Origin of the sequence: Microbacterium sp. Root166 (assembly GCF_001427145.1) — a bacterium.
In the GTDB taxonomy this organism is placed as follows: Bacteria; Actinomycetota; Actinomycetes; order Actinomycetales; family Microbacteriaceae; genus Microbacterium.
Genome location: NZ_LMGL01000001.1, coordinates 56,447 through 75,686, shown reverse-complemented (window position 1 = coordinate 75,686; position 19,240 = coordinate 56,447). Strand labels below are relative to the sequence as shown.

The 19,240-nt window shown below is 70.5% G+C and carries 18 protein-coding genes and 1 riboswitch; of the genes, 3 read left to right on the top strand and 15 right to left on the bottom strand.

The genetic code is table 11. The features are described 5' to 3' along the window. Positions 1 to 54: 54 nt before the first annotated feature. From ribH to ASD56_RS00305, 5 genes are all read right to left on the bottom strand, one after another. Positions 55 to 531: a 6,7-dimethyl-8-ribityllumazine synthase gene (ribH, locus tag ASD56_RS00325; protein WP_055959892.1), complete on the bottom strand. Its 477-nt coding sequence runs from the start codon at positions 529 to 531 to the stop codon at positions 55 to 57. Beyond that, on the bottom strand, positions 528 to 1,799 hold the full coding sequence (locus ASD56_RS00320; protein WP_055959889.1) for a bifunctional 3,4-dihydroxy-2-butanone-4-phosphate synthase/GTP cyclohydrolase II: 1,272 nt from the start codon (positions 1,797 to 1,799) through the stop codon (positions 528 to 530). Before ASD56_RS00320 ends, ribH begins: the two co-directional genes overlap by 4 nt. Beyond that, a complete protein-coding gene (locus ASD56_RS00315; protein WP_055959886.1) occupies positions 1,796 to 2,443 on the bottom strand; it encodes a riboflavin synthase in 648 nt (215 codons plus the stop codon). Before ASD56_RS00315 ends, ASD56_RS00320 begins: the two co-directional genes overlap by 4 nt. Next, entirely contained in the window at positions 2,443 to 3,468 is a 1,026-nt protein-coding gene (ribD, locus tag ASD56_RS00310; RefSeq protein WP_055959883.1) for a bifunctional diaminohydroxyphosphoribosylaminopyrimidine deaminase/5-amino-6-(5-phosphoribosylamino)uracil reductase RibD, read from the bottom strand. Before ribD ends, ASD56_RS00315 begins: the two co-directional genes overlap by 1 nt. 67 nt (positions 3,469 to 3,535) lie before the next feature. Next, positions 3,536 to 3,712: riboswitch (FMN riboswitch) on the bottom strand. A 71-nt stretch (positions 3,713 to 3,783) separates the two neighbouring features. Beyond that, positions 3,784 to 4,761, bottom strand: coding sequence for a sugar-binding transcriptional regulator (locus ASD56_RS00305; RefSeq protein ID WP_055959880.1), 978 nt, complete (start codon positions 4,759 to 4,761; stop codon positions 3,784 to 3,786). A gap of 77 nt (positions 4,762 to 4,838) precedes the next feature. On the opposite strand from ASD56_RS00305, the gene ASD56_RS00300 reads away from it, so the two are divergent. Both ASD56_RS00300 and glpK read left to right on the top strand, forming a co-directional pair. Next, entirely contained in the window at positions 4,839 to 6,554 is a 1,716-nt protein-coding gene (locus ASD56_RS00300; RefSeq protein WP_055959877.1) for a glycerol-3-phosphate dehydrogenase/oxidase, read from the top strand. Between the two features lie 69 nt (positions 6,555 to 6,623). Further along, positions 6,624 to 8,180, top strand: a complete 1,557-nt coding sequence (gene glpK / locus ASD56_RS00295) for a glycerol kinase GlpK (protein ID WP_055959874.1) — start codon at positions 6,624 to 6,626, stop codon at positions 8,178 to 8,180. Between the two features lie 22 nt (positions 8,181 to 8,202). Here glpK and ASD56_RS00290 read toward each other — a convergent pair whose 3' ends face one another. The 10 genes from ASD56_RS00290 to sdhC form a co-directional block, all read right to left on the bottom strand. Further along, on the bottom strand, positions 8,203 to 9,075 hold the full coding sequence (locus ASD56_RS00290) for an Fpg/Nei family DNA glycosylase (protein ID WP_055959872.1): 873 nt from the start codon (positions 9,073 to 9,075) through the stop codon (positions 8,203 to 8,205). 47 nt (positions 9,076 to 9,122) lie between these two features. After that, positions 9,123 to 9,689: a GNAT family N-acetyltransferase gene (locus ASD56_RS00285; protein WP_055959870.1), complete on the bottom strand. Its 567-nt coding sequence runs from the start codon at positions 9,687 to 9,689 to the stop codon at positions 9,123 to 9,125. Between the two features lie 120 nt (positions 9,690 to 9,809). Then, complete coding sequence (trpS, locus tag ASD56_RS00280; protein WP_082541150.1) at positions 9,810 to 10,814, bottom strand: tryptophan--tRNA ligase; 1,005 nt, start codon at positions 10,812 to 10,814, stop codon at positions 9,810 to 9,812. A gap of 75 nt (positions 10,815 to 10,889) precedes the next feature. Next, positions 10,890 to 11,738: an exodeoxyribonuclease III gene (locus ASD56_RS00275; RefSeq protein WP_055959863.1), complete on the bottom strand. Its 849-nt coding sequence runs from the start codon at positions 11,736 to 11,738 to the stop codon at positions 10,890 to 10,892. Positions 11,739 to 11,778: 40 nt separating this feature from the next. Beyond that, a complete protein-coding gene (locus tag ASD56_RS00270; RefSeq protein WP_200947432.1) occupies positions 11,779 to 13,044 on the bottom strand; it encodes a YihY/virulence factor BrkB family protein in 1,266 nt (421 codons plus the stop codon). 4 nt (positions 13,045 to 13,048) lie between these two features. Next, positions 13,049 to 14,290 carry an MFS transporter gene (locus ASD56_RS00265; protein ID WP_055959858.1) on the bottom strand — a complete coding sequence of 414 codons (1,242 nt, stop codon included), beginning with the start codon at positions 14,288 to 14,290 and terminating at the stop codon, positions 13,049 to 13,051. A 13-nt stretch (positions 14,291 to 14,303) separates the two neighbouring features. Then, the gene (locus ASD56_RS00260) at positions 14,304 to 15,089 is read right to left on the bottom strand and encodes a succinate dehydrogenase iron-sulfur subunit (RefSeq protein WP_055959855.1); all 786 of its coding nucleotides are present in this window, start codon (positions 15,087 to 15,089) and stop codon (positions 14,304 to 14,306) included. Beyond that, positions 15,089 to 16,915: a succinate dehydrogenase flavoprotein subunit gene (sdhA, locus tag ASD56_RS00255; RefSeq protein ID WP_055959852.1), complete on the bottom strand. Its 1,827-nt coding sequence runs from the start codon at positions 16,913 to 16,915 to the stop codon at positions 15,089 to 15,091. The genes ASD56_RS00260 and sdhA overlap by 1 nt, the downstream gene beginning before the upstream one ends. A 43-nt stretch (positions 16,916 to 16,958) precedes the next feature. Continuing rightward, a complete protein-coding gene (locus tag ASD56_RS00250) occupies positions 16,959 to 17,408 on the bottom strand; it encodes a succinate dehydrogenase hydrophobic membrane anchor subunit (protein ID WP_055959849.1) in 450 nt (149 codons plus the stop codon). Further along, positions 17,408 to 17,842 (bottom strand): succinate dehydrogenase, cytochrome b556 subunit, encoded by a 435-nt coding sequence (gene sdhC, locus ASD56_RS00245; RefSeq protein ID WP_235565451.1) that lies wholly within the window; start codon positions 17,840 to 17,842, stop codon positions 17,408 to 17,410. Before sdhC ends, ASD56_RS00250 begins: the two co-directional genes overlap by 1 nt. Positions 17,843 to 18,029: 187 nt before the next feature. On the opposite strand from sdhC, the gene ASD56_RS00240 reads away from it, so the two are divergent. Then, the gene (locus ASD56_RS00240; RefSeq protein ID WP_055959843.1) at positions 18,030 to 19,145 is read left to right on the top strand and encodes a mannose-1-phosphate guanylyltransferase; all 1,116 of its coding nucleotides are present in this window, start codon (positions 18,030 to 18,032) and stop codon (positions 19,143 to 19,145) included. Positions 19,146 to 19,240 lie beyond the last annotated feature (95 nt).

Sequence of the window (19,240 nt, the reverse complement as noted above, 5' to 3'; positions counted from 1 at the left end):
CCGCCGCGCCAGCAAGGCGGGCCTCACCCACCGTGCGGCGCTGCGCGGGCCGACTCAGCCGCGCAGGTCGCGCAGCACGAGGGCGGTGCGCACGGCGGCGTCGGCCGCCTCGAAGCCCTTGTCCTCGTCGGAGCCGGGCAGGCCCGCGCGCGCGATGCCCTGGGCCTCGTCGTCGAGCGTCAGCACGCCGAACCCGACCGGCTTGCCGGTGTCGAGGGCCACGCGAGTGAGACCGTCAGTAGCGGCCGAGGAGACGAACTGGAAGTGCGGCGTGCCGCCGCGGATGATCACGCCGAGCGCCACCACCGCGTCGGCACCCGCCTCGAGGGCGGCCTTCGCGACGACCGGAAGCTCGAAGGAACCCGGCACTCGGACCAGGCGCCAGGTCGCGCCGTACGTCTCGAGCGCGCGCTGCGCTCCGGCGATCAGGCCGTCGCTGATCACCTCGTGCCACGTGCCGGCGATCACGACGACGTCCAGGCCCGTCGCATCGACGGTGCCGCTGACCTGGGGTGCTCCCTTGCCGCTCAACGCTCGGCTCCTTCGTGCATCTGCGCGAGGGCGTCGGCGAGGTCGTCCTCGGCGATGAGATGTCCCATCCGGTCGCGCTTGGTGGCCAGGTACTGGTGGTTGTTCGGGCCGACGCCGACCAGCAGCGGCACCTGCTCGACGATGTCGAGGCCGAGCTCGCGCAGCTGGTTGACCTTGTCGGAGTTGTTGGTGAGCAGGCGCACCTTGTCGACACCGAGGTCGGCGAGGATCCCCGCGGCGGCCGCGTAGTCGCGGGCGTCGGCGGGCAGCCCCAGGGCGAGGTTGGCGTCGACGGTGTCGAGGCCGCGCTCCTGCAGCGAGTAGGCGCGCAGCTTGTTGATGAGCCCGATGCCGCGCCCCTCGTGGCCGCGCATGTACACGACGATGCCGCCGTCCTGCTCGATGGCGTCGAGGGCGGCCTCGAGCTGCGGGCCGCACTCGCACTTGAGCGAGTCGAACGCCTCGCCGGTCAGGCACTCGGAGTGCACGCGCACGAGCGGCGCCTCGCCGATCTCACCGGAGACCACCGCGAGGTGGTCGGTGCCGGTGACGCGGTCCTTGTAGGCGAGGAAGCGGAACTCCCCGTGGGCGGTGGGCACGAGGGCCTCTGCGCGCAGGCTCACCCGCCGCTTGTGCTGCGGAGCGGATGCCTCGACAGGCTCGTGCTCGTCGAGGTAGGCCACGAGCTGCTCGATCGTGATGACGGGGACGCCATCGCGCTCGCCCAGCTCGACCAGGCCCGGCAGTCGCATCATCGAGCCGTCCTCGGCCACGACTTCGGCGATCGCGCCCACCGGGTGCAGTCCCGCGAGCCGCATGAGCTCGACCGCGGCCTCGGTGTGGCCGCCGCGCTCGCGCACGCCGCCGTCGACGGCGCGCAGGGGCAGGATGTGGCCGGGGCGGATCAGGCTCGTCGGTACCGAGTCCGGGTCGGCCAGGACGTTGAGCGTGTGCGCGCGGTCGGTGGCGCTGATGCCCGTCGACACGCGGTCGGATGCGTCGACGCTCACCGTGTAGGCGGTGGAGCGGGCGTCCTGGTTGACCTCGACCATGGGCGGCAGGTCGAGGCGGTCGGCCCAGTCGGCCGGCATCGGAGCGCAGATGAACCCGCTCGACCAGCGGACGGTCCATGCGATCCACTCGGGCGTGGCGAGCTGCGCCGAGATCACGACGTCGCCCTCGTTCTCGCGGTTCTCATCGTCGGCGACGATGACGGGCTTCCCGGCGCGCAGCGCGCCGAGTGCCTCGGGGATGGTGGAAAGGCTCATGCCGAGCCTCCTTCCGTCGGTGCGGCCGCAGCCGCGTTGAATGCCAGCAGGCGCTGCACGTGGCGCGCCAGGATGTCGGTCTCGAGGTTCACGCGGTCACCGGCGATCCGGCTGCCGAGCGTCGTCGCCTCGAGCGTCTCGGGGATGAGGGAGACCTCGAACCAGTGGATGCCGTCGGCCGGTGCCGCGGGGGATGCCGCGCTGACCGTGAGAGAGACGCCGTCCACCGAGATCGACCCCTTGTCGACGACCAGCGGCGCGAGCGCCTCGGGCAGCGAGACGCGCAGCACGCGCCACTGCGCACCCGGCCGCACCTCGAGGAGCTCGCCGGTGCCGTCGATGTGTCCCTGCACGATGTGCCCGCCCAGCCGGCCGTGGGCCACGGTCGCGCGCTCAAGGTTGACCGGTCGCCCGGCCGTGACGCCCTGGAGCGTCGACATGTCGAGCGTCTGGCGCATGACGTCGGCGGTGAACCAGTCGCCGCCCTGATCGATGACCGTGAGGCAGACGCCGCTGACCGAGATGGAGTCGCCGTGCGCGGCATCCGATACAGCTTTGGGAGCGCGCACCGTGACGCGCACGCCGTCGCCCGACGGCTCGACGGCGGTCACTTCGCCGATCTCCTCGACGATTCCGGTGAACATCAGCTGTCTCCTTCGGTGGCGGGGGCGGCGACGATCAGGAGATCGTCGCCGAGCTTCTCGACGGCGCGGATCGACAGGCGGAGCGCCTCGTCGATGGTGGACACCCCGACGTCGCGCACGGCGAGCATGTCGCCGCCGAGCAGCGCCGGCGCGACATAAACGAGGTACTCGTCCACGAGGCCGGCGCGCACGAACGACGCCGCGACGGCGGGTCCGCCCTCGACGAACACGCGGTGCACACCGCGCTCGCGAAGGTCGGTGAGGGCGGGCGTGAGGTCGCCGGGATACTGGAGGAAGTCATGGGGATGCCGGCGCACGGCCGCGCCGGCGGGAACCGCGCGCTCGCCGAGCACGACGGGCACCGGCTGATCGGGCAGCAGCGAGCCGTCGACGCCGCGCGCGGTGAGGGCGGGGTCGTCGGACAGCAGCGTTCCGGTGCCGACGACGATGGCGTCGGCCCTAGCGCGCCGGAGATGGACGTCCGCGCGGGCCTCCGGTCCGGTGATCCACTGGCTCGTGCCGTCGGATGCCGCGGCCCGGCCGTCGAGGGACTGCGCCCACTTCACGCTCACGTGCGGGCGGCCCAGGCGCTGCACCGCGAGCCACGAGTCGAGCAGCTCGTGGGCTTCGTCGGCGAGCACGCCCGCCTCGACCTCGACCCCGGCGGACCGCAGCCGGTCGCCGCCGCCCGACGAGACGTCGTTGGGGTCGTCGATCGCGTAGACGACGCGGGAGACGCCGGCGTCGATGAGCGCTTCCGCGCATGGGCCGGTCCGGCCGGTGTGGTTGCACGGCTCAAGCGTCACGATGGCCGTCGCGCCGCGGGCGGCGCCGGGTGCGTGGCGTGAGAGCGCGTCGACCTCCGCGTGGTCGGTTCCGGCCCCGTGGTGCCAGCCCTCGGCGAGGACCTCGCCGGCCGGGGAGAGGATCACGGCGCCGACCTGCGGGTTGACCCCGCGCGGGCCCCGGCGCGCGAGCGCGAGTGCCCGACGCATCGCGTCGTGCTCTGCGGCTGTGGCCGTCATCCGTGTCTCCTCGTCTGCACCTGACGGTGTTCCGGGGACGCGGGAAGCGGCGGCGCACTCAGCGCCGCTCGTGCTGCCTCCCATCCGGACTAGCGGCCGAGCCCTGTTCCCAGACCTCTGCCACATCACCGTCGGTTCCGGAATTACACCGGATCAGCCGCGGCGGCATCCGATTCGGATGCTAATGCCTTGGCTCGCGGACTGTCACCGCCGGTTCGGATTCTCACCGACCCCGGAGCACGTATTGCTGCTCTCGAGTGTAGTCAACGCGGCATCCGGGCATTCATTCCATGTCTGCGCATGAAGTCTGCGGACTCACTCGGTGAATGCGCGGGCGACTGCTTCGTCGATCACCAGATCGGTGGCCAGCCCGGCGGCCAGCGCACCGCGGAGGCTCGGCACTTTGGAGACGCCCGAGACGATGCACAGGCGCCGCGGCACCCGGCGGAGGACGTCGAAGTGCGGCCCGGTCGCCCGATCGTTCAGCGGGATGCCGTCGCTCGAGCCGTCGGAGCGGAAGAAGACCGTCGCGACGTCGCCGACGACGCCCTCGGACTCGAGGGCGGACAGCTCCTGCGCCTCGAGGTAGCCGCCCGAGTACACGTGGCTGGGCACGCGCGAGTCCGCTGAACCGGTGCTGAAGACGACGAGGTCCATGGCCGCCTGCATCGCGAGGATGCGGCGGGTGCTGCGCTCGCGCCACATCGCGCTCTTGGTGCGCGGATCGTCGAAGAAGGCGGGGACCGGGAACTGCTGTGCGCTGCCGCCGTACGCCGCGGCGAAGCGGCCGAGGATGTCGCTGGCATAGAGCAGACCGGTGGTGTGGGTGTTGCCAGAGCCGTTGAGCTGGACGAACGTCGTGCCGTGCACCGCCTGCGGAACGAGCCGGTGACTGACGGCGGCCGTGGTCGAGCCCCACGCGACGCCGACGGTCATATCGGCCAGGACGAGGTCGCCGAGCAGATGCGCGGCGGCGACCGCCACGCGTTCGAGGCGCTCGACCTCGGTCGCGTCGTCGGGCACCGGCACGACGTGGGCGGTGACCCCGAAGCGCTCTGCCAGGTGCTCGCCGAGGAGCTGCGGGGCGGCGAACGGCGAGCGGATGCGGATGTCGACGATGCCGGTGGCCCGAGCGTGGGCGAGCAGCCGGGACACCGTCGAACGCGACGTGCCGAGTTCGCGCGCGATCGCCTCCATCGTGCGGTCCTGCACGTAGTAGAGGTGAGCGGCGGTCAGCGCGCGCTGCACGGTCCCTGCCGCGGTGAGATCTTCCACGAAGGCATCCTTGCACATATGTGCAAACGGGCTGCAAGGACGTCCACCGGTGTCATCATGGAGGTCAGGACAGCGACGCACGATGGGGGACAGCGATGACCGCGCGGACCGGATCACGATTCGACGAACTTGCCGAGCGGCCGTATGCCGATGTGCTGATCATCGGCGGCGGCATCAACGGTCTGGCGACATTCCGCGATCTGGCGCTGCAGGGGGTGGACGTCGCTCTCGTCGAACGCGACGACTTCATCAGCGGCGCGTCGGCCGCCTCGTCGCACATGATCCACGGCGGCATCCGCTATCTCGAGAACGGCGAGTTCCGCCTCGTGCACGAGGCCGTGACCGAGCGGAACGGCCTGCTCCGGATCGCCCCCCACTACGTGCGGCCCCTGCAGACGACCATCCCGATCTTCTCCACCTTCTCGGGGGTGCTCAGCGCCCCCCTCCGCTTCCTCCGGCATGGCGGCGGCAAGCCCACCGAGCGCGGCGCCGCGCTCATCAAGATCGGGCTCGTCATCTACGACTCGTTCTCGCGCAGCGGCGGACGGGTGCCCCGCCACGCCTTCCGCGGCCGCAAGCGCTCGCTGCGGGAACTGCCCGAGCTCAATCCCGGCATCAAGTACACGGCGACCTACTGGGATGCCTCGCTGCATGATCCGGAGCGGCTGGCGATCGACGTCCTCCGCGACGGACGCAAGGCCGGCGGTGACACCGCCCGTGCCGCGAACTACACGGCGGCCGTCGGCGTCACCGAAGGCCGCGTCCTGCTGCGCGATGCCGTCACCGGTCGCGAGACGCCGTTCGCGGCATCCGTCGTCATCAACGCGTCGGGACCGTGGACCGACCTCACGAACCTCGCGCTGGGCGACCCCACCCGGTACATGGGCGGCACCAAGGGCTCGCACATCGTTCTCGACAATCCCGAGCTGCTCGCGGCGACCGGCGGGCGGGAGCTGTTCTTCGAGAACGAAGACGGCCGGATCGTCCTCATCTACCCGCTCAAGGGCCGCGTGCTCGTGGGCACCACCGACCTCGAGCACGAGATGGGCGACCCGATCGTGTGCACCGAGGCCGAGGTGGACTACTTCATCGACCTCATCGGCCAGGTGCTGCCGAAGATCGCGGTCCAGCGGGACCAGATCGTCTACCGGTTCTCGGGCGTGCGGCCGCTGCCCGGCCATGGCGACCTCGCGCCGGGCTTCGTCTCTCGCGACTATCGGGTCGAGTCGGCTCCGCTCGTCGGCGGGGACGCCACGGTGCTGAGTCTGGTCGGCGGCAAGTGGACCACGTTCCGGGCCTCGGCCGAGCACCTCGCCGATCGTGCTCTCGAGCTGCTCGCCCGCCCACGCCGGCGCTCGACGAAGGGCCTCGCGATCGGCGGCGGCAGCGGATACCCCACCACCGAGCGCACCCGTCAGCAGTGGATCTCGGGGCACGCGGACGGACTGCCGTTCGACCGGGTCGCGACCCTCCTCGACCGGTACGGCACGGTTGCAGCCTCGGTCATCGCCGCGATCGTCGACGACGTCGATGACGAGGCGCTCGAGCACGTACCCGGCTACAGCACCGCCGAAATCCGGCACCTGGCAGTCGGCGAGGACGTCGTGCACCTCGACGACCTGCTTCTGCGGCGCACGAGCGTCGCCTTCATCGGAGGCGCCACGCCGGCGGCGGCGGCAGAGCTGGCCGGCGTGATCGCGCCGGTGCTGGAGTGGGACGCGGCCCGCGTGGCCGCCGAGACGCAGCGGGCCCTCGAGAAGGTGCACGCGGCCGATCCGTCGTGGGCCGGGGCGACCTCCGCGTCGCGATAGCCTGACCGCAGCCGGCGCGAGGGCGCCCGGCGAATGCGCGGGCGCAGTCGCCCGTGAGGAAGGAGCCGCGTGTCCGATCACGTTCTGGCCATCGATCAGGGCACGACCTCGACGCGTGCCATCGTGTTCGACTCCGGCGGGGCGATCGTCTCGGTCGCCCAGCGCGAGCACGAGCAGATCTTCCCGCGCGCCGGATGGGTCGAGCACGACCCGATGGAGATCTGGACCAACACCGAGTCGGTGGTCCAGGAGTGCCTCTCCCGCGCGGGGGTGGCCGCATCGGCCATCGCCGGCATCGGCGTGACGAACCAGCGCGAGACGGCGATCGTCTGGGACCGCCGCACCGGGCGCCCGGTGCACAACGCGATCGTGTGGCAGGACACCCGCACGCAGCCGCGCATCGACAAGCTCGCGGCGGAAGGCGCTGAGGGGGCGGATGACGGCATCCACCGCTTCGCCGAGATCACCGGCCTGCCGCTCGCGACCTACTTCTCCGCCTCGAAGGTGGCCTGGATCCTCGAAGAGGTGCCCGGAGCGCGGGCCGCGGCGGACGCGGGCCACCTCGCCTTCGGCACGCCGGACAGCTGGGTCGTGTGGAACCTCACGGGCGGCGCCGATGGCGGCATCCACGTGACGGACGTCACCAACGCCTCGCGCACCCTCCTCATGGACCTGCGCACGCTGGACTGGTCGGACGAGCTGCTCGCCGTGTGGGGGATTCCGCGGTCGATGATGCCGGAGATCCGCTCCTCGTCCGAGGTGGTGGGAACGGCTCAGGCGCCCGATGCGGTGCGCGGCACGCCGATCGCCGGAATCCTGGGCGACCAGCAGGCCGCCACCTTCGGCCAGGCGGCGTTCGACGCCGGCGAGTCGAAGAACACCTACGGCACCGGCAACTTCCTGCTGGTGAACACCGGCACCGAGATCGTGCGCTCCGACGCCGGGCTCATCACGACCGTCGCCTACCGCTGCGGCGACGAGCCCGCGCAGTACGCGCTGGAGGGCTCCATCGCGGTGACCGGCTCGCTCGTGCAGTGGCTGCGAGACAACCTCGGCATCATCGAGCGCTCCGAGGACGTGGAGACCCTCGCCTCGACCGTCGACGACAACGGCGGCGCATACTTCGTGCCCGCGTTCTCCGGGCTGTTCGCGCCCTACTGGCGGCCCGAGGCGCGCGGCGCCCTCGTGGGGATGACGCGCTACGTCAACAAGGCGCACATCGCCCGTGCCGCCCTCGAGTCCACGGCGTTCCAGACGCGCGATGTCATCGAGGCAGGCACGGCCGACACCGGCCGCACCCTCGCCGAGCTGCGCGTGGACGGCGGGATGACCCGCAACGACCTTCTGATGCAGTTCCAGGCCGACATCCTCGGGATCCCGGTCGTGCGTCCCGAGGTCGTCGAGACGACGGCGCTCGGCGCCGCGTACGCGGCGGGCCTGGCCACGGGAGTGTGGACCGATCGCGACGCCCTGCGCGCCCACTGGCGCGAGGACGTGCGGTTCGAGCCTCGGATGCCGGAGGAGGAGCGCGAGCGCCGTTACCGGCAGTGGCAGAAGGCGGTGTCGAAGTCGCTCGACTGGGTCGACGACGACGCGCGGATCCTGATGGGGACCACCGGGCACTGAGCTCCGGTGGTCGCACCGGACGCTACTTGAGCAGCCGGGACAGGCGCCGGTCGGCGAGGATCTTGCCGCCCGTTTGACACGTCGGGCAGTACTCCAGCGAGTTGTCGGCGAAGAACACGCTGCGCACCTCGTCACCGCACACGGGGCAGGTCTCGCCGCGCCTGCCGTGCACCTTCACGCCGCGGCGCTTGGCGTCCTTGAGCTCGGCGGGCGGCTTGCCGGCGGCTTCGGCGATCGCTTCGGCGAGGGTGTCGGTCATCGCGTCGAAGAGCCGGTCGACGTCGGTGTCGTCGAGGCTGGAGGCCAGCGCGTAGGGCGACATGCGGGCCGCGTGCAGGATCTCGTCGGAGTAGGCGTTGCCGACGCCGGCGATGGTCGACTGGTCACGCAGCACGCCCTTGATCTGCGTGCGGCGTCCTGCGAGCAGGCCGGCGAGCGTGTCGCGCGTGAAGCCCGGATCGAGCGGGTCGGGACCGAGCCGCGCGACGCCGGGGACGTCGGAGGGGTCGCGCACCACGTAGTACGCGAGCGACTTCTTGGTGCCGGCCTCGGTGAGATCGAACCCCGAGCCGTCGCCGAAGGCCACGCGCAGGGCGATCGGCGTCTTGCCGGGCCGGATGATCGTGGACGGCAGCTGCTCGTAGAACCGGAGCCAGCCGGCCTTCGCGAGGTGGAAGACGAGGTGGGGGGCGGCATCCGTCCCTTCGGTCGCCAGGTCGACGAACTTGCCGTGACGGGCGACTCCGGCGATGCGTGCGCCGACGAGGGCGTCGACCGGAGGGTCGTAGGTCTTCAGCGCCGCGATGTTGGCCACGGACACGCGCGTGACCTCCAGCCCCGTCACACGTCCGCGCAGGAACTCGACGAGGCCCTGGACCTCGGGCATCTCCGGCATGGGGCCATCCTGCCACGCGGCGCCGACCCGGGGGCGGGCTTCGGAGCTCAGCCGTCGAGCACGGGCCAGGGCTGCGGCATCCGGTCGTCCGTCCTGAGCAGAGCGGCGATCCAGCCGTCGTCGCGGTACTTGGCGTTGACCAGTGCGCCCCGCAGAGTGCCCTCGAACCGGAACCCGAGCCGCCGTGCCACGCACGCGGACGCGACGTTGCCCACCACGGCGCGCCACTCGATGCGCGTCAGATCGAGTCCGTCGGTGGCGAAGCCCCACTCCATCACGGCGTTCGACGCCTCGTCGAGCCGGCCGCCGCCGCGAGCCGACGGAGCCATCCAGAAGCCGATCTCGCCGTTGCCGTTCCCCTCGAGCCGGTAGAGGCCGATCATGCCCACGAGCTCGTCGCCTTCGCGGATCACCCACGTCAGGTTGCGGCCGGCCTCCCAGTCCTTCGGCACCTGCGCGATGAACGCTTCGGCATGCGTGCGCTCGTACGGGACCGGGACCGGTGTGTACCGCTGGATTCCCGGGTCCTGGCACGCCTCGAAGATCGCGTCGACGTCGGACTCTTGCGGCAGCGTCAGTTCGAGGCGGCTCGTGCGCAGGGTCACCGGTTCCATCCGGCCAGGCTAGCCGCCGGGTCGCGTCGGCTGCGGGGCACGCGCGCGCGAATCCGCCCGACGCGGCACGCTTGTCCGCACGCGCAGGGCGGCTTCGACAGCGCCAGCGACCTCGTAGGGTCAGACCCGGCGGAGCAGCCCGACCTTGTCGTAGACGTCGGCGAGCGTGCGGTCCGCGACCGCGTCGGCCTTGGCGGCGTTCGCGGCCAGGACGCGGTCGAGCTCTGCCGGGTCGTCCAGCAGCTCGAGCGCGCGCTCGCGCACCGGACCGAACTCCTCGACCACGACCTCGGCGAGGCCCTTCTTGAAGTCGCCGTACCCGCGACCGGCGTACTCGTCCTCGATCGCCGGGATCTGCCGGCCGGTCAGGGCGGCGTAGATCACAAGCAGGTTGGAGACACCGGGCTTGGCCTCGCGGTCGTAGCGCACCGCGCCCTCGCTGTCGGTGACGGCGCGCATGATCTTCTTGGCGCTCTTGGACGGGTCATCGAGCAGCCAGAGCACCCCGGCATCGGATTCCGCGGACTTCGACATCTTGGCCGTCGGGTTCTGCAGGTCGTAGATGCGCGCAGTGTCCTTCTGGATCACCGGCATCGGCACGGTGAAAGTCTGTCCGTACCGGCTGTTGAAGCGCTCCGCCAGGTCGCGGGTCAGCTCGACGTGCTGCTTCTGGTCGTCGCCGACCGGCACGATGTCGGTCTGGTACAGCAGGATGTCCGCCGCCATGAGCACCGGGTAGGTGAACAGGCCCACCGACGTCACGTCGCTGCCGTAGCGCGAGGACTTGTCCTTGAACTGCGTCATGCGCCCCGCCTCACCGAAGCCGGTGATGGTGGAGAGGATCCACGCGAGCTCGGCGTGCGCGCGCACGTGCGACTGCACGTACAGTGTCGACTTCGACGGCTCGATGCCGGCTGCGATGTACTGCGCAGCCGTGCGGCGGGTCTTCTCACGCAGCTCGGCGGCCTCGTTGGGGACCGTCAGCGCGTGCAGGTCGACCACGGAGAAGAAGGCGTCGTACGCCTCCTGGAGGTCGCGCCACTGCAGGAGTGCCCCGATGTAGTTGCCGATCTGGAGGGAATCGGCCGAGGGCTGCATGCCGGAGTACAGACGGGGTTTGCTCACCGGTCAATCCTACGGGCGGGCGGATGCCGCACCCGTCGCGCCCGTTCCGCAAGCGCCGCCGAAGCTGACGCCCGCTCAGCCGCCGATCGCGTAGTCCGCGACGACGGGGGCGTGGTCGCTCCACCGGGTGTCCCACGACGGCGCGCGCACCACCTCGTAGCCTGAGGCCCGCGCCGCCAGCGCCGGGGTCGCGAGGTGGTAGTCGATCCGCCAGCCGCTGTCGTTGTCGAACGCGCGCCCGCGCATCGACCACCAGGTGTACGGACCGTCGACATCGCCGTGCGCGGCGCGGCCGACGTCCACCCAGCCGAGGCCCGGCCCGGTCGATCCGTCCACGCCGGTCACCTCGGAGCCGGCCGCACCCAGGAACCGGTCGAAATAGGCCCGTTCCCGTGGGAGGAACCCGGCCTTCTTGACGTTGCCCTTCCAGTTGCGGATGTCGAGCTCGCGGTGCCCCACGTTCAGGTCACCCATGATCAGCGCGAGCGGCGATGCCTGCTCGAGCTGCGGCATCCGCTTCTCCATGGCGTCGAGGAAGGCCCACTTGGCGTCCTGCCGCGGCGTCTCGGCCTCGCCGGTGTGCACGTACGCGCTCACCACCGTGAGCCGCTCGCCGTCCACCTCGAAGTCGGCCTCGATCCAGCGGCCGGCCGAATCCAGCGGCTCGGGCCCGAGCACGCGACGCACATCGACGGCCGGCCAGCGGGTAGCCACCGCGACGCCCGCGCGGCCCTTGGCCAGCGCCTCGTCGTTGACGATCTCCCAGCCGGGCAGCACCGCGCTGAGCTCTTCGAGCGTGGCTCGCACCTCCTGCAGGGCGAGCACGTCGACATCGGCCGCGTCGAGCCATTCGTTCATGCCCTTGCGCGTCGCCGCGCGGATCCCGTTGACGTTGACAGAGGCGATGCGGACTCGGCGTGGCACGCCCGCCAGCCTAACCCGCGGCTCCGACACCGAGCGCGGCTCAGGCCGGGTCAGCGGCCTTCTTCGAACGGCGATCGGGCTTGGCCGCCGGGGGTCGCGGTGGTGCAGGCGGGGGAGTGGATGCCTCGACCTGGCGCAGCTCCTCCCGCGCATCGCGCAGCGCGCGCTCGGCGAGGTAGACCCGGTACCAGGGAGCCTGGGCCCGGGCATCCTGAGCCGTTCTCACTCGGACGCGCGCGGCCACCACCAGGGCGGCGTGCTCGGCGGCGAGGCGCTCTGCCTCCGTCTGGGGGAGCAGGACGACGTCGCGGTCGTTGGCGGCCACAGCGATCCACGCCGCGGCGACGAGCATGACGATGCCGAGCAGCCGGAACCACAGCAGAAGCCCGATGAAGATCGCGAACGTGGCGAGCAGAGGGTTGGAGGGCGTGTAGCTGAGGAGCAGTCCCGCGCCGAGCTGGAGGATGGTGATGCCGAGCCCGCCGAGGATCGCCCCGGGCCAGATGCGACGCCACGGCAGCTTGGTCCCCGTCAGGAACCGGAAGAAGCCGACGAGCGCGGTCGAGGTGATCGCGAAGCCGACGAGCGCCGACCCGGTTCGCACCGCGACGTCCACGAGTGTGCTCGCATTGGCCATGCCGAGCAGCGAGAACACCCAGTCCAGCGCGACCGTGCCGATCGTGCTCAGCGCGGCACCGAGGATCAGCGCCGCGCCGAAGATCACGGCCGCCAGAAGATCGCGGGCCTTCAGGAGGACGTAACTGCGCCGGTCCGGAGGGATGGAGAACAGCGCGCGCACCGCCCGGCGCGAGTAGGTGACCCAGTCCATGGCGGTCCAGATGAGCACGCCGAGCGCGATGATGCCGGTCCAGCCCAGGGCGCCCGCATTCGCCGACGCGATCGCCTGCACCTGCTCCGGCGTCGCGATGCCGCCTTCCGGGGCGATGAGGCCGGGGATGTAGGAGTTGATCAGGGTGATCAGCGCGTCGACCGCCTGGGTGCTGCCGCCCAGCCACAGACCTGCTATCGCGAAGGCGAGGTAGAGCGCCGCGAAGCAGGCGAAGAGCGCGACGTAGCTGACGCCGGCCGCGAGCAGGAAGCCGTTCTCGATCAGGAAGTGGCGCCACACCCGCACCGGGAACCATGCCAGCGTCGCCTGGGTCAGTCGGGTCGCCCGGCTGATCGGCACGTCGAAACGCTGCCGGAGGCTGTGCTCGGTCTCCTCCCACCGCTCGCGCAGAGTCTCCTCGTTGCGCTGCGCGGCATCCGCCACTGCCTGAGCGTCCGGTGGCGGGGTGTGGGTCACGGGGTCAGATTACCGATGGATCATCGCCCGCCGTGCGCAGATCGGCAGCCGGGCCGGGCGCGGCGCGGGAGCGGAACGCCGGGACGGCGAAGAGGATCGCCGCGAGCGCGACGGCCGGCAGCAGGAACGCCGGTCCCAGCCCGGGACCGTCGGCGAGGAGGCCGACGACCACCGCGCCGATGATCGCGCCGGCGTAGTTGAACAGGTTGACCCGCGCGATCACCTGGTCGCTGTGCGCGGGATCCAGGTCTCCGGCGGCGCCGAACGTGACCGGGATGAGCACGCCCGCGCTCACCCCGGCCAGGGCGAAGCCGATGGCCGCGGCGGCGGGGAAGGGCACGAGGGCCACGACGAGGCAGCCCACCGCTGACACGCTTGCGGCGATCGCGACGAGGCGGCGGCGCCCGACGGCCGGGATCAGCCGGTCCGTGAACAGACGGGTCAACAGGACCACCGCCTGGTAGGCCGCGTAGCCGAGCGGGGCCACCCACGCGAGCGTCGCGAGGTCGAGCTGGAGGTACTGCGTGCTCCACGTGCTCACCGCGGAGTCCGCGACGAAGACCGCGAGGATGACCAGCCCGAACACCCAGATGCCGGTGCGGGGCAGGTTTGCGCGCTCCGACGGCGGCAGCGCCTCGTCGATGGGGACCTCACGTGCGAACAAGCGGATGCCGATCACGGCCACACCCAGGGCGATCACGGCGGCGCAGCCCAGCGCGACGCCGGCCGCCGCCGCCGAGAGCGCCACGCCCGATACCAGGAGCGCGCCTCCGATGGCCGCTGCCGTCGCCGCGGCGAAGAATCCGCCCAGCAGATGCCGGCCGTAGGCGCGCTGCACGGCCACTCCCTGCATCGCCGCGGCGGCGTCCACGCACCCGAGGCCGATGCCGAAGATCCCGAATGCCGCGGCGAATAACTCGAACGGCAGGGGGATCGCGATCAGGGGCAGCGCCACGGCCTGGATGACGAGGCCGAGCGTGAGGGCTGCACGGCTGCCCCAGCGCACGGCCACGACGTTGGCGATGACCGAGCCGACGGCTGCGGCCACTGCCACGCCCAGGATCAGCATGGAGATGACGAAGCTGTCATCGATGCCCTGCCGCAGCTGAAGCGCCGGCAGCGACGTCACGATGACGGCGTAGCCCAAGCCCTGTGCGGCGTAGGCCGCGGTCACCGCGCCGCGGGCGCGACGCAGCGACTGGTCCGGCCGAGTGGTGGGCGCTTCGTTGCGCTCGATCCCCGTCACCGGCGGGTGGCCGCTACGCTCGTCCGCGCAGAACGGCCTGCTTGACCTCGGCGATGGCCTTCGTCACCTCGATGCCGCGGGGGCATGCCTCGGTGCAGTTGAACGTGGTGCGGCAGCGCCAGACGCCCTCTTTGTCGTTGAGGATGTCGAGGCGCAGGTCGCCGGCATCGTCGCGCGAGTCGAAGATGAAGCGGTGCGCGTTGACGATCGCGGCCGGGCCGAAGTACTGGCCGTCGGTCCAGAAGACGGGGCACGAGGAGGTGCACGCGGCGCACAGGATGCACTTCGTGGTGTCGTCGAAGACCTCGCGGTCGACGATCGACTGGATACGCTCCTTGCCGGGCTCCGGGGTGGAGTTGGCGATCAGGAACGGCTGGACCTCGCGGAACGACGCGAAGAACGGCTCCATGTCGACGATGAGGTCCTTCTCGAGCGGCAGGCCCTTGATGGCCTCGACGTAGATCGGCTGCGAGATGTCGAGGTCCTTGATGAGCGTCTTGCAGGCCAGGCGGTTGCGGCCGTTGATGCGCATCGCGTCCGAGCCGCAGATGCCGTGCGCGCACGACCGGCGGAACGACAGCGAGCCGTCGACCTCCCACTTGATCTTGTGCAGCGCGTCGAGCACGCGGTCGGTGGCGTACAGTTCCACGTCGTAGTCGACCCAGCGCGGCTCTTCGTCCACCTCGGGATCGAAGCGGCGGATGATGAAGGTGACGAGGAACGACTGGATGCCGGTGTCGGCCGGGGTCTGCTCGGTGGTGGCCTCGGAGGGCGCGTCCACGGCGGCGAGCGTCGTCATCAGTACTTCCTCTCCAACGGGGGGTAACGCAATTCGCCGGCTTCGTTCTTGGTGAAGACGACGGGCTTCCAGCCGAGGCGGATGTGGTCCTCGGACTTGGACGAACCCGCGTCGCCCGAGAGGTACGCCATGGTGTGCTGCATGTAGTTCTCGTCGTCGCGCTGCGGGAAGTCGTCGCGCATGTGGCCGCCGCGGCTCTCCTTGCGGTTGCGGGCGGTCACCACGACGACCTCGGCGATGTCGAGCAGGAAGCCCAGCTCGACGGCCTCGAGCAGGTCGGTGTTGTACCGCTTGCCCTTGTCGTCGACGTGGATGTTCTTGAAGCGCTCGCGCAGCTCCTCGATCACGTCGAGCACCTCGCCGAGCGACTCCTCGGTGCGGAAGACCTGGGCCTTGCGGTCCATCTCATCCTGCAGCTTCTTGCGCAGCACGGCGATGCGCTCGGTGCCCTGGTTGTTGCGCAGGGTCTCGATCAGGCCGCGCACTTCGGCCGCCGGGTCCTCCGGCAGCGGCACGAACTCGGCGGTCTTGACGTACTCGACCGCGTGGCGGCCGGCGCGCTTGCCGAAGACGTTGATGTCGAGCAGCGAGTTCGTGCCGAGGCGGTTCGAGCCGTGCACCGACACGCACGCGCACTCGCCGGCCGCGTAGAGGCCGGGAACGACGGTGGTGTTGTCGCTGAGCACCTGAGCGTCGGTGTTGGTCGGGATGCCGCCCATGGCGTAGTGGGCGGTGGGCATCACGGGCACGGGCTCGACGACGGGATCGACGCCGAGGTAGGTGCGGGCGAACTCGGTGATGTCGGGAAGCTTCGTCTCGAGCACCTCCGCGCCGAGGTGGGTGCAGTCCAGCAGCACGTAGTCGCGGTGGGGTCCGGCGCCGCGGCCCTCGGCGACTTCCTGCACCATGCAGCGGCTCACGATGTCGCGCGGGGCGAGGTCCTTGATGGTCGGCGCATAGCGCTCCATGAAGCGCTCGCCCGAGGCGTTGCGCAGGATCGCGCCTTCACCGCGGGCGCCTTCGGTGAGCAGGATGCCGAGCCCGGCGAGACCGGTCGGGTGGAACTGGAAGAACTCCATGTCCTCGAGCGGCAGGCCCTTGCGCCAGACGATCCCCACGCCGTCACCGGTGAGGGTGTGCGCGTTGGACGTGGTCTTGAAGATCTTGCCGAAGCCGCCGGTCGCGAAGATGACGGCTTTGGAGTGGAAGACGTGCAGCTCGCCGGTGGCGAGCTCGTATGCGACCACGCCCGCGGTCTCGGTGGTGCCGTCGTCCTTCTTCACGGTGATGAGGTCGAGGACGTAGAACTCGTTGAAGAAGTTGATGCCGAGCTTCACGCAGTTCTGGAACAGCGTCTGGAGGATCATGTGGCCGGTGCGGTCGGCGGCGTAGCATGCGCGTCGCACCGGGGTCTTGCCGTGGTCTGCGGTGTGGCCGCCGAAGCGCCGCTGGTCGATCTTGCCCTCGGGAGTGCGGTTGAACGGCAGGCCCATGTTCTCGAGGTCGATGACCGCGTCGATGGCCTCTTTCGCGAGGATCTCGGCTGCGTCCTGGTCGACGAGGTAGTCGCCGCCCTTGACGGTGTCGAACGTGTGCCACTCCCACGAGTCCTCTTCGACATTGGCGAGCGCCGCCGCCATGCCGCCCTGCGCCGCGCCCGTGTGCGAGCGGGTCGGATAGAGCTTCGAGATCACTGCCGTCCGGGCACCGGGACCGGCCTCGATCGCGGCACGCATTCCTGCGCCGCCGGCTCCGACGATGACGATGTCGAACTGGTGGTAGTGGACGCCGTCTTTGACGTAGCTGTCGGTGCTCTGCGTGGTCACTCTCAGTGCTTTCGGTGTGGGGGAAGACTCGGTCGGCTCGGCGTCAGGACGCGCAGAGCTCTTGCAGCCACTCGGCGCTGGTGTCGCTCAGGCCCAGGCAGGGGTCGAAGGTGAACACGACGAGCGTGCCGAGGACGATCAGGAACGCGGCCGAGAGCCACAGCGCCCACACCAGCACCTGGCGGGTGCGCTCGTGGGTGACGTAGTCGTTCACGATGGTGCGCATGCCGTTGGCGCCGTGGATCAGCGCGAGCCACAGCATGATGACGTCCCACCACTGCCAGAACGGTGAAGCGAACTTGCCGGCGACGAAGGCGAAGTCGATGCCGTGGATGCCCTCGCCGAGCATCAGGTTCACGAAGAGGTGGCCGAAGATGAGGATCACGAGCAGGACGCCCGAGACGCGCATGTAGATCCAGCCCCACTTCTCGAGGTTCGGACCCTTGCGGCGGACGGCGGCGCGCGGGGCGCGGGGATCGGCGATGGCGGTCATCAGTGCCCCCCTCCGAAGTCGCCGAAGACGTTCATGAGGTGACGCACCGTGAACGGGATCATCGTGGCGAGCCACAGCCCGAGGACGCCCCACCACAGCTGGCGCTGGTGCCGGGTCGCCCACGACCAGAAGTCCACGAGGATGATGCGGAGACCGTTGTATGCGTGGTAGGCGACGGCGCCGACGAGCGCGACTTCGCCGAGCCCCATCACGGGGTTCTTGTACGAGCTCATCACGGCGTCGTACGCCTCGGGCGCGACGCGGATCAGCGCGGTGTCGAGCACGTGGACCAGCAGGAAGAAGAAGATCGCGATGCCGGTGATGCGGTGCAGCACCCACGACCACATGCCTTCGTTCCCGCGGTACAGAGTGCCGCGGGGGACTCGGGAAGTGGTCTCGGATGCCGACGGTGTGACGCGTGCTGGTGCAGACACGGCCGTCCTCCCTGGATCGAACATGGTGGGGGCGGGAAACGATGCCCCTGAGGTGACCCGGCGCAGTGGCTCGGGCCATCGGCGTCACGCGGGCGCTCCTCCCATCCTATTCCCGCAACTGAGCAGCGGGCGACGTAGGCGAGCCTTAGTCGCGGGCGCTCCGGCGCTCGGCGGCTAGCCTGGGGACATGCCAGAACCGATCCAGGACTTCTACGCCGTCATCCCCGCCGGGGGCGTCGGCAGCCGGCTGTGGCCGCTCTCGCGCGCGGACGCGCCCAAGTTCCTGCACGACCTGACCGGTTCCGGGCAGACGCTCCTGCGCGACACCTGGGACCGTCTGGAGCCTCTCGCCGGCCGCGACCGCATCTCGGTGGTCACCGGGCGCGCGCACCGAGCCGCGGTCGAGCACGAGCTGCCCGGCATCCCCGACAAGAACGTCTTCCTCGAGTCCGAACCCCGCGATTCCACGGCCGCCATCGGCCTCGCCGCGGCCATCCTGGTGCGGCGCGAGCCGGACGTGATCATCGGCTCCTTCGCCGCCGATCACGTGATCCGTGTGCCGCATCTGTTCGAATGGGCGGTGCAGCAGGCGGTGGCCACCGCGCGACAGGGCTACATCTGCACGATCGGCATCCAGCCGTCGGAGCCGTCGGTCGGCTTCGGCTACATCCGCAAGGGCGCGGAGCTCGTGGTCGAGGGTGCCCCTGAGGCCGCGCTCGTGGACAGCTTCGTCGAGAAGCCGGATCTCGACACCGCGAAGGAGTACTTCGCCGACCGCTCGTACCTGTGGAACGCCGGCATGTTCATCTCGCGCGCCGACGTCCTGCTCGCCGAGATCGCCGCTCAGCAGCCCGAGCTCCACGCCGGCCTGCTGGAGCTCGCAGAGGCCTGGGACGACCGCGATCGCCGCGGACCGGTCGTGGACCGGGTGTGGCCGGAGCTCACGAAGATCGCCATCGACTACGCCGTCGCCGAGCCCGCGGCCGCACGCGGCCGCCTTGCTGTGGTTCCCGGGCACTTCGACTGGGACGACGTCGGCGACTTCGCCAGCCTGGCGAAGCTCAACTCGCACGGCCGCAAGAACGACCTGGCGATCCTCGGCGAGAACGCCCGCGTCCTTTCGGATGCCGCCAGCGGGATCGTCGTCAGCCAGACCAAGCGCGTCATCAGCCTGATCGGGGTGCGCGACATCGTCGTCGTGGACACGGAAGATGCGCTCCTCGTGACCACCAGCGAGCACGCCCAGCGGGTGAAGGGCGTCGTGGACGCCCTGAAGCTCAACGGACAGGGCGACGTGCTCTGAACCGCGGTGCCGGTGTCTGCGACATTGCGTCTTTGTAACCATTCGGCACCGACCCTCCGCCGTGACTGCAAGGACGTCGTCACAGTGGGTAACTT

Coding starts and splice junctions, on each gene's coding strand:
- ASD56_RS00320 (WP_055959889.1), bottom strand. CDS start 1,799: ATGAGCCTTTCCACCATCCCCGAGGCACTCGGCGCGCTGCGCGCCGGG.
- ASD56_RS00285 (WP_055959870.1), bottom strand. CDS start 9,689: ATGGAACCGGTGACCCTGCGCACGAGCCGCCTCGAACTGACGCTGCCG.
- ASD56_RS00290 (WP_055959872.1), bottom strand. CDS start 9,075: ATGCCGGAGATGCCCGAGGTCCAGGGCCTCGTCGAGTTCCTGCGCGGA.
- ASD56_RS00260 (WP_055959855.1), bottom strand. CDS start 15,089: ATGACGACGCTCGCCGCCGTGGACGCGCCCTCCGAGGCCACCACCGAG.
- ASD56_RS00250 (WP_055959849.1), bottom strand. CDS start 17,408: ATGACCGCCATCGCCGATCCCCGCGCCCCGCGCGCCGCCGTCCGCCGC.
- ASD56_RS00305 (WP_055959880.1), bottom strand. CDS start 4,761: ATGTGCAAGGATGCCTTCGTGGAAGATCTCACCGCGGCAGGGACCGTG.
- ASD56_RS00300 (WP_055959877.1), top strand. CDS start 4,839: ATGACCGCGCGGACCGGATCACGATTCGACGAACTTGCCGAGCGGCCG.
- ASD56_RS00240 (WP_055959843.1), top strand. CDS start 18,030: ATGCCAGAACCGATCCAGGACTTCTACGCCGTCATCCCCGCCGGGGGC.
- ribD (WP_055959883.1), bottom strand. CDS start 3,468: ATGACGGCCACAGCCGCAGAGCACGACGCGATGCGTCGGGCACTCGCG.
- ASD56_RS00315 (WP_055959886.1), bottom strand. CDS start 2,443: ATGTTCACCGGAATCGTCGAGGAGATCGGCGAAGTGACCGCCGTCGAG.